The organism is Streptomyces sp. NRRL F-2664, assembly GCF_000719345.1.
Classification (GTDB): domain Bacteria; phylum Actinomycetota; class Actinomycetes; order Streptomycetales; family Streptomycetaceae; genus Streptomyces.
In genome coordinates, this window is sequence record NZ_JOFX01000069.1 from 1 (window position 1) to 12,199 (window position 12,199).

4 protein-coding genes and 2 pseudogenes are annotated in these 12,199 nt (G+C 68.2%); 2 read left to right on the top strand and 4 right to left on the bottom strand.

Annotation, left to right across the window (positions count from 1 at the left end):
* On the top strand, positions 1–804 hold an 804-nt coding region (locus tag IF89_RS46310; RefSeq protein WP_158717996.1), incomplete at its 5' end, for a hypothetical protein.
* Here IF89_RS46310 and IF89_RS48090 read toward each other — a convergent pair.
* Together IF89_RS48090 and IF89_RS49745 are read right to left on the bottom strand one after the other, a co-directional pair.
* A pseudogene (locus tag IF89_RS48090) lies at positions 785–1,010 on the bottom strand (transposase); the annotation flags it as partial. The gene IF89_RS46310 and the pseudogene IF89_RS48090 overlap by 20 nt on opposite strands.
* A gap of 781 nt (positions 1,011–1,791) precedes the next feature.
* On the bottom strand, positions 1,792–2,823 hold the full coding sequence (locus IF89_RS49745; protein WP_420706992.1) for a transposase family protein: 1,032 nt from the start codon (positions 2,821–2,823) through the stop codon (positions 1,792–1,794).
* Between the two features lie 618 nt (positions 2,824–3,441).
* On the opposite strand from IF89_RS49745, the gene IF89_RS0132630 reads away from it, so the two are divergent.
* On the top strand, positions 3,442–8,424 hold the full coding sequence (locus tag IF89_RS0132630; RefSeq protein ID WP_158717997.1) for an RHS repeat domain-containing protein: 4,983 nt from the start codon (positions 3,442–3,444) through the stop codon (positions 8,422–8,424).
* An 811-nt stretch (positions 8,425–9,235) separates the two neighbouring features.
* Here IF89_RS0132630 and IF89_RS49750 read toward each other — a convergent pair.
* A pseudogene (locus IF89_RS49750) lies at positions 9,236–9,457 on the bottom strand (IS256 family transposase); the annotation flags it as partial.
* Positions 9,458–11,271: 1,814 nt separating this feature from the next.
* Positions 11,272–11,592 carry a hypothetical protein gene (locus tag IF89_RS0132640; RefSeq protein WP_158717998.1) on the bottom strand — a complete coding sequence of 107 codons (321 nt, stop codon included), beginning with the start codon at positions 11,590–11,592 and terminating at the stop codon, positions 11,272–11,274.
* Positions 11,593–12,199 lie beyond the last annotated feature (607 nt).

A 12,199-nucleotide genomic window follows, 5' to 3' on the forward strand; every position in this document is an offset into this window, starting at 1 on the left:
ACCGGCCGCTTCACCACCCGCGACCCCCACCCCACACCCCTCAACAAATACCAAGCCTACGCAGCCAACCCCATCGAATACACCGACCCCACCGGAAACCTGCCCCTCGGCGTGAAGCTCAAAAACAGAATGGATCGCTGGAAGGGCAAGGCGAAACCTGCCCGTGACCCGAAGGCCGAAGCTCGAGCCAAGCACACAAGAGAAGAAATTCAGGCAAGAATCAAAGAACTGCGAATCGAATCCACTGCACTACATAGCGAGATTGTGACGGCGGCCTCCGACATAAAAACAGAAGCAATAAAGTCATGGGGCACAGACGGTACTACCGCCACAGAATACGCTAAAATATCGGAAGGGCTTCAGGAGCAAGCACTTCTCGTCAATGACGGCGCAGACTTCAACCCTGCACTATTCAAGGACGAGACAGGCGCCGTATACAGCCAGGAGAAAGTTATGCGTGACCTCCGTGAGCGCATAGCGGAAAGCAGGTTGGCCCACGCCGAAGCTCAGCACGGAATAACTCCTGGGCTACTGCAATGGATGGACGAACAGCTCAAGCCTTTCCAGGAATCCCTTGCGCAGCACAACAAGTGGATCGAGTCGATGAGGAAGAAGCTGGAAAACAACCCCGGCTATGCCCAGGATTACAGGGAAGACATGGAGATCCTCACAACGGAAGCTTCCATCATGCGCAGCTCCCTGATTTATCCGTACTCTTACTTAAGCAAGCACATACACCACAATATCGGCGCTGCGGGCGCCCTGATACTCGCAGCAGAGATCAGGAAAGAAGCGGAGAGGTAGAAGACGCGCGGAGTCGGCGGTGGTAGCGGTGTGGCCGACGCATGTTGCCGCTGATTCGACCGGAGTCCCGGGGGGGCGGTGCGAGTCCGGCGACGCCGGACGAGTCGGCCCGCGCTGCCGAAGGCGTCCGCGCCACCGCCTGTGTAGGCGATGAACTCGGGCTCAACCAGCGTGCCCATGCCGGGCTGAGCCTCCGCGTCGCGATGTTCAGGGATGGCGACGCCGAGTCGGCGGTCACGGGGTCGGGCTGAGGGGGAAAAGCCGCACGCAGAGCCGGAGGAGGGGATGACCCTCCGGGGTGGTGTTCTGCCCTTCGGAGAAGGAATCCGCACAGCGTCCGGCCGCACCTTGATTCAAGTGCGCGGGGCAGGGCTGATTCAAAGTTCGGTCTCATAAACCCGCAGGCCACAGCAGTGTGACGGCCCATCGGAACATCCTCCCGGCATGCAACGAAGCTCCGACGATCAAGGTTACCTCCCAGTCACCCGAGTCGCCGGAGCTTCGGGTGCCGTCAGTCTGCCGTGCTCGGTCTGGCCAAGTCGCCGCTCTCCTGACCTGCGCTGATACCGGCACCATCAGATTTTGTTCAGCCCTGACCGCCAAGCCCGCGTCCGGCACCGCGCCGAACAGAACAGCGCTGGGCGGCCACGCTGCATGGCCGCCACCCGCCGACGGGCATGCTCCAGAGCCCGCCATCGGCGTGACCTGCACCTACCCGAACGAAACAGTGCTGCCGCCGACTTCGTCGACGGCAGCAACACCCACGCTCCGGGCATGCCTACGGGCCACAACAGCGATGACCTCAGCATTCCGGTCGGCGATCACATGACCAGGGAGTGCACGCAACGAGCCGGGTGGCGAACCGGTTCCTCACCGATGCCCGCCGGATGCGAACTTCGCGTTCTACGCACTCGGCCAGCCCTGCGAAACCGGGCCCAACGCGTAGCCGCGCTCGCGTGCCCGCGCGAGAGGGCACCCGGTTACCGGTTACCGGCCGAGAACGCCGCCCCGGCCTGCCCTGAGCAGTGCGAACCCGCGTACACAGGGCCGGTAACCGGCCCGGGAGAGGCCACCGGGCCACGGCGGCCGGAGCCGGCCGGAATTCACCGCACCGCGGGCTCCCTCACATGCGCACGTGCGCGCGCATGTTGGGCGGGCGGGCCTGTTCACCGCAGCGACGGTGATGAACGTGAAGATGAAGGTTGACCGGGCCCAGCGTGAATCTGTCCGGTGAGCACGGAGCGCCGCTAGCTCGGCACCGGGACAGATCCGACCAGCCGTCCCGCACGCGAGACACCGGCGCGCCGCGGGCCGGCACCGCCGCCGAAGGCCTCTCCTCCCCGGGGCCGCCGTCGATCCGCCCGCCGACCCGCCGACCGCCGTACTCTCGGCACCGGGCCGGCATCCGTGAGGTGCCCGGGTGGAGGTGACCGTGGTGACCTGCCCGCGGTGAGTGGTGACTTCACCGGCCGGGTTCCTTCCTTCCCTCCTTCCCGCCAAGAAGACCCCGCTCACGACGCTGAGCGAGGCCCTTTTGGTCACCTGGTCGGGGAACTCCTTGGCCGGGCCCTGGTAGCCGGAGTCGACCTTGGCCTTCACGCCGGGGCGGGTCCGGAACTGCTCGGCGATGCCCTCGGTGCGGACGGCGGCATGGTCGTGCATCCGGCCGGGCCGTTCCGCCGCGGAGTAGGGCAGGCGGCCCTGGCCGTCGCTAAACCTGGTGGTGTTGACGGTGTTCTGCTTGCGCTTGCCCGAGACGAACGCCCGGCGCCCGGGGCGGCCGTCCTTCGGACGGCGGGCCTGGGTCTCCGCACCGTCGAGCCGCAGCTCGATGTTCTCCGCCCCGGCGTAGGCGAAGACGTCCTCCAGGGTGCGAAGGCGCAGGCCCGGCCAGTCGGGGACGGTGGAGCCGCGGGCCGCGAGCAGGGGCCGAACCCCGCCGACCGCCCGCCCGTGGTCGATGAGCCGACGTCGTAGATCACGGCGGGTGCGTCCTGGGGCAGACCGGCGCGCAGGCAAGGCGGCGTGATCACCACCCGGTCATGACAGCCGGGTTCGTACTTCGGGCCGGCTCCCGCCCTACGGCAGCGGCCGTGCCCGCACCGGTCCTGACGCTCGCTCTCGCACTGTGATTCCCACCTGATTCGAGCTCTTCGGGCACTCGCCGAAGTGCTGGCGGCTCACGCCGCAAAAGGCAGGATGAGACGAGGCCGCGCGGGCCCACTTCTTGATCACACTCGAAGAACCCCGCGCGGCCTCGTCATGTCACCGCCCCACCCCGATCCATCGCGGGCTCGTGAGGTCGTACGCCGACAACGGCAGGTCAGCCGGTGCAGGGGCCGTTCAGCGGAGGGACACCGGCCGCCGGGACTGGTGCGCTAAAGCAAACATGTCCGCTTTGTCTCGTCGTTTGATCGTCTGGGGTCTGTTGTGCCTTCTTCTGTCCGCCGAGTGCGCCGCCGTGGTGGCGTGGCGGGTCTTCTGGTCCTGGCCGCTGCTGGCACTGCCGCGGGAGAGAGCGCTGGTGAGGCGTTCGCCTCCCCCGGCTCGCGTTATGCGGCTGCCGCAGCCTCTATACCCGCTGCCCCGGGCATGGTGTCCGGCGTGTTCGCTCCGGGTGAGGGTGCGGGGGGCGCGGTGGATACGCGGACGGGCCGGTACTCCTTCGGAGTGCCCCTGCTCGGGATAGCCGGGCGGGGCGGGGTGTCGTTCAGCCTGTCGCTGTCGTATGACCAGGAGCTGTCAGGTCTGGGGGTGGACCGGCAGGGTCTGGGTGAGGGGATGGGCCTGGGCCTGCCGTTCGTGGATGCCGGGAACGGCAGGGCGGTGGTGGCGGGCGGGGTGTACGACATCGACGACGACGGCACCGGCGGGGGCTCTGCGACGGGTCTGAAGCGGTTCCCGGGCGGGGGGGTGCGCTTCGAACATGTCCCGGGCGGTGTCCTGGAGGCACGGGAGGGCGTGGGGGAGCGGGGCTTTGAGTGGCGGCTGACGGACCTCGCCGACGGGTCGGTGCAGTACTTCGACGGGGATGGCAACGCGGCGGCGTTCGCGGACCGGCACGGCAACCGGATCGACTTCGCGTTCGAGGCGGCGGGGGACGCCTGGCAGCTGGCGGCGGTGACCGACGCCTACGGGGCCGTGACCGAGGTCTCCTACGGTACGGACGGCGGGGGGGAGCAGGTCGTCTTCCGGGCGCCGGCCCGCTCCGGCGACGGCCACCGCCTCACCGCGGTCCTCAGCCTCGAAGACGGCCAGGTCCGCACCATCACTGGCGCCGGCGGCGGCGTAACGAAGCTGGACTACGAGCGGCCGCTGTCCGGGCACGGCGCTGTCATCTCCCGGATGGAGACCCCCTCCGGCCAGGTCACCGAGATCGGATATGAAGAATTGCCCGGCTCCCCCGTCCCGGCCCTGGCAGCCGCCCGCCTGCGCACTCTGGACGCCGAGGGGGACCCGGCCGCGCCGGAGCAGCGTTTCAGTGCCTCGGTGGAGGAGGGCCGCAACTACACGGGGGCGGGCGGGGGCTTCAGCGGCGAGGACGATGTCTTCGACGGGCGGACCGGCTACACCTACACCACCGAGGTCGCGCGCCTGGACGCGGAGGGGAATCCGGAGCAGCGGGTGGTCTCCCTCTACAACAGCCTGCATCTGCTGGTTTCGCAGAAGGTGTTCACCGCCGCGCTGGGCGACCGGGCGGCGGGCGAACTCCACTACAGCTACGGCTGGCAGGAGGAGGCCGGCTCGCCCGTGCCGCCCGCGCAGGGGCAGGAGCTGCCCGCCAGCTGGGCGGACCCCGTCCGCGAGGTGAACACCGTCTACAACTCCGCCGGAGACAGGCGCGAGGTGGCCACCGCTGCGGAGTACGACTCCTACGGCCGCGTCGTGAAGGCCACCGATGAGACGGGCACGGTGACCGAGACCGTCTACGACACCGGAGAGGGCGCCACCGGGCTGGTGCTGTCGCAGAAGACGACCGGCAGGGACGGGACCGTCCTGCAGGAGACCGTCAACACCCCCACCCCCGCCGAAGAGCGGCGCACCGTCGCCCACACGGTGACCCGCACCGCCGGCAGCGGCGGGAGACTGGCCGCCCGCGAGCAGGCCTCCTTTGAGTACGACCAGGACGGACAGGTCACCGCGCAGTCGGTGACCTGGGCCGACGGAGCGCAGGGCGACGGGCCGAAGGAACTGAGGACGGCCATCGGCCGGGAAGTGAAGGACGGGCGCCTGACCGAGACGGTCACCGTTGCTCCGGGCACGGAAAGTGAGACCGCCACTACCCGCACCATAGACCTCGCCACCGGTGCGCTGCTGGAGGAGACAGACCCGTCGGGCCGCGTGGTCTCCCGCATCGAGTACGACGACAAGGGCCGGCCTGCCAGGCACACCGCCATGCCGGACTCGTCCCAGCCGCAGACCACCGAAATCTCCTACCCCTCGCCCACCCAGACCGTTGTGGCCACGCCGGACGGGCGCCGTACCGTGCAGAGCGTGGACGCCCTCGGGCGTGCCGTGCGCACCGCGGACAACTACCGCGACGGCGGATACAGTCCCGACGCCGACGCGGACGGCGCCCGGGTGCTGTCGGAGGCGGACTACTCGCAGTGGGCGAAGCACCAGGTCACCGTCACTGACGCGGCAGGCCGCAAGACCACCGCTGTGTCGGACCCGTGGGGGCACTCAACTGAGGTGACCCGCCCGGACGGCACGGTTGCGAAGTCTGCCGCCGACATTGTGGCCGAGGCCGTCTGGCAGGGTGTCCTCGGTAAAGACCAGGCATCAGCCCGTGCCGCTGAGGCGCGCGCTGTCACCGTACGGGACATTGACAGCGCCCAGCGGACGGTGAGCGCAAAGGTCGTCTTCGCCGACGGCACCCCGTCCGCAGGCTCCGCTGGCCAGGCCGACGCGCTGGGGCGCCTGCTGTCGTCCACCAGCGGCGAAGTCATTACGACCCCGTCCTACGGCGCCGGCGGCATGGCTGCAAAGGCCGCCCTGAGCCCGGCAGCCCCGCAGGCCTACCCGGGCGCGAAAATGACCGCAGAGCTCACCCACGACCTCGCCGGGCGGACAACCGGCAAAACCCTCACCCAGGACGGCCGCCAGGACGCCGACACCCGCGCCGGCACCAGGAATGCCTACGACGAGGCAGGCCGCCTCGCTGTGCAGACCGACCAGCTCGGCAACACCACCTCCTATACCTACCACCCCGACGGCCAGGTCAAGACCGCCACCGTGGAGACCAGGGACGGCCAGCAGGTCTCCCAGACCGTCTACGCCTACGACGACAGCACCGGCCTGCTCGCCACCGCGACCCTCACCAGCGCCGGAGGGGCTTCCACGGTCCGGCACATGGAGTACGACCGGCTCAACCGGATCACAGGCATCTGGGAAGGTGCCAGCGAGGCGGCGAAGAAGGACTCGCTCATCACCTACGGGTATGACGGCGAGGGCCGCATGGTGTCGGTCGCCTACCCCGACGGCAGAACCACCTCCCGCGCCTATGACGCGGTCGGGCAGCTCGTCACTGCCACAGATGCAGCAGGCGCCGTGACCGCCTACGCCTACAACGAAGACGGCACCCTCAAACAGGCCGAGCAGACCACTAAGGATGGGCAGGTCTCCTCTGCCGCCTACACCTACGACGGCCTGGGCCGACCGGTGAAGAGCGCCTACGGCAACGGCACCGTGGCGGCCACCGAGTACTGGGACAGCGGCCAGCCGAAGAAGGAAACTCTCACCGGCAAAGACGGTGCCGTGCTGTCCCAGGTGGCCTACACCTACAACAGCCGCGGCGAGCTCGCCACCCGCACCGACATCCGGCCCACCACCGCTGGAGGCAGTGAGGGGCAGGAGGGCAGCGGCAGCACGGGCGGGATGACCACTACCCACACGGTGCATTCCTATGACGCCTACGGTCGTCTGACGGGCACCGTCCTGCACGACGGCGCCGATGCGGAGGCCCCTGTAATACGGTCCACTGCCTACACGGCCAACGCGGCCGGCGATATCACCACCGTCACTGTCACGGGCAAGGACGGCAAGAAGACCGTCACCGAACACGAGACCGACCCCGCCGGGCGCCTCACCGCCGTCACCACCGACGGCACCAAAGCTGCCCAGGCCTACGACGCGGCAGGAAACCTCACCACCGGCGCGGACGGCACCAGCTACACCTACAGCCCGGACAACAAGCCCCTGACCGGCAGCGCCAAAGACGGCACCCGCACCGAGTACGCGTACTGGCCCGACGGCAGCCGCAAGTCCTCTACCACCACCAGCCCGGCCGGAGAGAAGCACACAGTCCTCTTCCACTACACCCCCGCCGGGGACATCGCCAACGACACCCACACCACCAAGGACGGGCAGACCCGCACCGCCGCCTACCTCACCGGTCTGGCCGGACGCGAGCACCGCACACTGGACGGCAGCCCAGACGGTGCTGCGTACCTGCACGCCGACCGGCGCGGAAACACCATTCTGGAAACGACCTCCCGTGCTGCCGCGAGCACCAGCCGCTACTACACCGACTACGGACAGGAGGCACGGCCGGACGGCACCCCCCTCACCCTTCCCCCCGCAGCCGCTGATCCCGCAGCCAACCCGTTCCGGTTCGGCGGCGAGTACACCAACTCCGAAACCGGCACCCACTACACCCCCGCCCGCACCTACGACCCTGCCACCGGGCGGTTCACCACCCGCGACCCCCACCCCACGCCCCTCAACAAATACCAAGCCTTCGACACCAACCCCGTCGAGCACATCGACCCCAGCGGGAACATCAACATAAGCCTCCGGACCAAACTCCAGCAAAGGCGGCACCAGAACGACAGGAACAAGGTGGCACGGACCGAGATGATGAAGACCAACCGGTCTTCCACGCCCGGTGCCGGACAGTCCTCGCCCGCATCCATAGCGGTGATACCTGCCGTGAATTCCACGCAAAGCCCGGCCGCGAACCCGGCCCCTGGCATAGCGTCACCCGTTTACACCCCGCCGGCAAGCCCTGCAAAAAGCGACCCTCGCTTCACTGGGGCGAAAAGCGGAATAAAGGGCGTAATCGCCCCTTCCGGGATCATGAGCGTCCCGATGGAGAATATGAAGCTGTACAACTCCGTCGTCAAATCAGTCCAGGAAGGCAACGTCCCGGCGACCCTCGAGGCGCTGGCATCCTATAGAAGCGCCCTGGCCGTCGACTACGGAGCGGCCTCTCCTGGCGGAATATGCGCACAGTCAAACCTGTCGGCACTCCTGACGCTTTCCGAAGGACGCGCCTACGTTCCGGGGTCGCAAGCCGTGACCGTAAACGGACACGATCTGGAAAAAACCTTCGGAAAACCGCTCGCAGCAGGCGGATACTTCGATGCAGTAGACGCAGTCAACGGCCTCGAACCGGGCCAGATAGCCGTCCTGGACGCGATCCAGGACGGCGACAGCGGTCACGTGGCGATCATCCTCAAGCAGGAGGCAGGCGGGCTCTACATTGACATCGAGAACCGCATATTCACCCCAGGAATGAACTTCAAAGAAAAAATGGAAAAAATCATCAAGGGCGACAGCATTTCATACACAGTGTACCCGGGCGGAACCTTGCACCATTCATTCAGGAAAAAGAATTAAAGCGGCGGCATCTGCAGGGCCCGCCCAAGCGTACTGGCCATAAGGGAGTACCGCGCCATGGCCGCATCTGCTCTTACCGGCTGAAGTCTGGCTAAGGTTCTGCGGTGGCGGCTACGGTGCGTCAGGCGGGAAGTACGCGCTTGCGGAAGAGGGAAGCCGGCGCGTCCGAACTGGACCTGGGTTCGCCAGCGGGCTGGGCGCTGACCGGTGCGTCGGTTCGCCCGTCATGCTCCCTGCGGCGCGGGGGGACGGGCCTTCGCGTGCCGCTGCGGGGGGTACGCCCGGGTTCCACGCCTCCTGGGGCGGTGCGGGTTCCCCTCCGTTCTGCTCCCCCTCGTCAGGGCGGGCCGACTCGCCAGGCGACGGCCGGCAGGGCGGTGACGTTTCAGGCGGTGGTGTACGCGCTGGCCCAGGGCCAGGTGGTTTCGACGCGGAGCGGTGGCGGCGGACAGGGCGGGCCAGCCGGGCGGCAGACGGTCCGCAAGCCCCCGGCGGCCGAGGACTACCCCGACGACCGACCCGGGCCATCCGCCCCACCGCGAAGCACACACGGCGTGGCATCCCACACCCGGCACCGACAAACAGGACAATAAGCACCGCCACGGCAACACGGCCACGTCAGCCACGCCGCCGTGACGGGTGGTGGTCCCAGGCGTCATCCTCCGGACCGCCACCCACCCCTGCCAGGACCGCTCCACGAGCCCAGACCGGCTCACCGGCCAAGATTCTCAATGCCCTGCCGCCACGCGCCCCCACTGGCCACTGAGCGTTTTCAGCGGTGGTGTCCAGGGCGAGGAGAGAGTCGGATGGGGTAGATGCCGTCGGCCCACATGTAGACGTAGTCAGATCGGGCCAGGTCACCCGAGTGGAAGGCAGCGTGATCTGCTGCCCACTGCTTCGTGAGCGGGGTCACCGTCGCATTGACAGGCCAGCCGTGCCTGCCGAGGAACTGCCCGAGCGCGGTCACGAAACCGCCCAGGCCGTGGAGCTGGAGCAGGGGCAGTACCCCACTGGCCTTCGGATCCTTTCTGCAGCCCCCTGCCGCTTCGTCCGCGGCCAGGGCGGCCAGAAGGGCAGGGTCGGGTGGCCGGGGTGATGGAGCGGGCCCACGTATCGGCGGGCTGCGACTCATCCAGGCCGCATTCGTGAATCCGCGGGCCCAACCGGGAGGAAGCCGACGGACCACACCCGCCTGGCGAAGGAGCTGTGGCGCTCCCCGCACCCAGCCGGACAGCATGGAATTCGAGGCGCGCCACAGCCATACCGGGCTGCGGGGCCAGACCGGACAGGTATACGCCCCACAGCACCAAAGCGAAACACTCCCCGAAACCATCAGCGTGGGCAATCACCGACACGCCACACCGTCCTGCCAAGAAGGGCGACGTAGACGGCACGCCCAGGACCTGCCGTCTACTCCATCGACGGCAGCGACACCCCGCACCCCGGTGCGATACCTGCGGTCCGCGTTGCCGATATGAACTCAGCATCGCGGCCCGCAGACCGCCCGGCTGAGAACTGCAAAGTTCCCCGCAGGCGGACGAGATATCCCCGCTGATGGACGCGTAATCCCCTTGGCCGTCCGCACCGCCCCTGTCTGTCCTGTTGCCCGGCGGGAAGAGCAAAAGGAGATCATGGAGATCCTGAAGCGTTCGACCTTACAGGCAGTTACCGCATGGCGGCCGAGTGGGGTCGGCCGCCACACCGTGAAGCGGAGCTTCCCGGCCGTGGAGGGGATGGCCCGGCGAAGCGGCAGCGGCTGAAGGTGATCGACGACTGCCTGCCGAAGGTCGAGGGAGCTCATCGAGAGGTCCGGCGGCCGGATCGGAGCCGACCAGGTGCGCGAGAAACCACGGCTATGGGCTCTACCGGCGCCGACCGCACCGCGCGGCGGGCGCCAAGGCGCCGTGGCTGCCCGCAAGCCAGAGAGCATTCCCGGCCATGGATCCCCAGCGGACCCGTGCCGCCGTGGGCCGGTCGGCGTTGGCGGGCTTCTTCCCAGGGCCGACAGCCGGGCCGGTCGCAGCTGGGTGTGGCCGGCGATCACGATCCAGGTCCCGCGGTCCGCTGCTTCGGGAGTGCGGGAGCCTCCTGGGGTGGTCCAGCCCCGGTCTGCTTCGTGAAGCGGAAGGTGTCCTCGAGGTCGAAGCGGCGGAGAGATGCCTGCCAGGAGCGCGGGTCCACGCCCTCCGGAGGGGCGCCGGTCTTGGAGGAAGCAGCCACACACGCGGGGCGTTCCGGTCCTTCGACAGGCACTCGGCCTTCAGCCGGGTCAAGTGCAGTCGGCCAAGGGCAGTTCACCCTCGCAGTCGAACCATGGGGAGCGGTGGGTGAGTCTTGGGTGCCAGCCGGTCCCATGCCCGCGCTTCAGCCAGCCGCATTTGCCGGTATCCGTGTGGTGATCGCGGCCTCGGCCAGGCCTCCGGCTTGGCGAGCGCAATTCCGGGCCGCGCTTGGCGGCCATCCGCTTTTCCGGCCATGGACGCGAGGCGGCGCCGGCAGGCGTATGGCGCGGTCGGGGCGGACCCGGCCGGCCAGCCCCCTTCGCGACAGGCGCCGTAACAGTCCTGACCGCCCCGGCCCCGTGACGGCCACCAGCACCCGAGGCGGTCAGGAGAGAGGCGGCCTTGCCCGGCGAGGAAGGAACACGGCACCCCTGCAGGCCGCGCAGTCCAGAACCTCCGTGATCCGCAAGAGGCCGTGTTCTCCTGCGGGACTCCTGCTGTTGCCGATCATGTTCCGACTCGGGTGACCGGGATGCGCTCCGGGCCCCTGCCCGCTCCGCAGGCGATGCCGCAATGCGACGCAGCCAAATGCTCCGGGTGCCGCCCAGTTACCGGGGCGGAGAGTTCAGCTTCCGCATTCCGCGGTCAAGATCGCGACCCAGTACTGGGGGACATTGTCTTCGCCTATGTTACCGAGCCGGACGTCCCAGGACTTCTCTGCGCAGTTCTCCCCGGTCTCGGTGACGTACTTGCCCATCTTCTCCCGTGCGTCGTCCATCGCCTTGGTCGGGACGGGCGTCCCGATGCCAAGGAACTGCTTCTTTTCGGCTGCGACGGCGTCGGCCCGCTCGGCCGCCACCGCCTGGGCGCTGGCGGCCACGGCCGGGACCGCCACAGAGAACACCGCAACCGCGGTCAGCAGGCCTCGCCGCATCATCTTATTCACCTTAAATCCTCTCAGAGCTGCGGCAAGCGCCGCATTTACGGCCCCACCTTCGCCTGCAACGCCTGCAGCTGTTTCCTCCGTCCGGGCGTTTAACCGACCTCCGAAGAGGCCGGCAGACCAGAGGGGTTCAGGCCCCGAACGCTTGCCGGGACCTCCCGGTTTGGTCATGCGGTGTCGCGGAGGCTGCGGACGAGGGTGCGTTCGGTGTGGCCTCGGCCGCCGGCGGCGGTGTTGACGTATCCGGCGAGCTTGAGCGCGCCTCGGTACTTCCCTGGTGGTATCAAGGGTGAGATCGAGCGCCGGTGGGGCACCACCGACCTCCTGGACATACTGAGCCTGTTCAGGTTGGCCACCGATCGGGTGACGCAACAGACGAGGCCCTCGGGCTGTTGAGCGGGATGTCTGACGTCCGCAGCTCTTCAACTCGGGGGCCTCGGGCTCGCGGCCGGATTCGGTATCGCCCTGGGAACGGCCCGCGCCCATGTTCACGCTGTCGTGGAACACCTGGCGGTATGCCCTCCTGGACGGGACCCCCGCCGAGTGTGGCCGGTCCGGCGACGGACGCGCGCACTACTCGGGCAAGCACCGGCGGCATGGGGTGAACCTT